This is a genomic window from Pseudomonas sp. 32_A (assembly GCF_017490905.1).
Classification (GTDB): Bacteria; Pseudomonadota; Gammaproteobacteria; order Pseudomonadales; family Pseudomonadaceae; genus Aquipseudomonas; species Aquipseudomonas inefficax.
In genome coordinates, this window is record NZ_JAFGYI010000103.1 from 1 (window position 1) to 836 (window position 836).

Below are 836 nucleotides of genomic sequence, written 5' to 3' on the forward strand. Positions count from 1 at the left end.
GTGTTGGTATGGAATTTCCCATCGCAGTGCATAAGGACGATGGGAGCGTCTACGGCGTGACGGTCCCGGATATTCCGGGCGTTCACTCCTGGGGCGAAACCATCGATGATGCAATCAAAAACACGAGAGAGGCTATCGTCGGCCATGTAGAGACATTGATCGAGCTTGGAGAAGATGTTGAATTCACTTGCTCGACGGTGGAAGAACTGGTCGCAAAGCCCGAGTACGCCGGGGCGGTTTGGGCGCTCGTCAGCGTTGATCTTTCTCAGCTTGATTCCAAGCCCGAGCGGATCAATGTGAGTATCCCTCGCTTCGTGCTGCACAAGATTGACGCCTATGTGGCATCCCGCCACGAGACTAGAAGCGGATTTCTTGCGCGTGCTGCCCTGGAGGCACTTAATGAAGGCAAAGTTAGGCACGCATAATATCGCGTGCGCCTGTAGTGATAGGCCCGCATCTCTGCGGGCCTTTTATTTTTATGCCCAGCAGGGCCCTGCATCTCAGCATCGCGGCACCACACGAGACCAGGAAGAGTTACTTTCTGCCAGACGACGGTCCCTTTGTCCCGGTGCAGTCGCTCATGGCACGCGCCGACGTAATCGCCTGTGCTCAACTACCGGAGCGTCGTGCTTGAGCGGAAATTCTCCGGCCCCAGTGGGTTGTTGAAAAACGTATCGGGTGGGCAGGGCGGAAAATTATCGATCTCTCAAAACGCCCATGTAGTTCGTGCGATCCAGCTACGTGGCGCGGCATACATTCAACATCACTCCAAGGTGCTTTTCGCGGAGCGCAACTCGAGGGCGGAATTTATAACGTGGCGACAACGGCCCTTGCTC

Annotated in this window: 1 protein-coding gene; it reads left to right on the forward strand. The window is 55.7% G+C overall.

What is annotated here, in order from left to right:
* A partial coding sequence (locus J5M58_RS25785) for a type II toxin-antitoxin system HicB family antitoxin (protein WP_207880133.1) occupies window positions 1–425 on the forward strand: 425 nt, incomplete at its 5' end.
* Window positions 426–836: the final 411 nt, after the last annotated feature.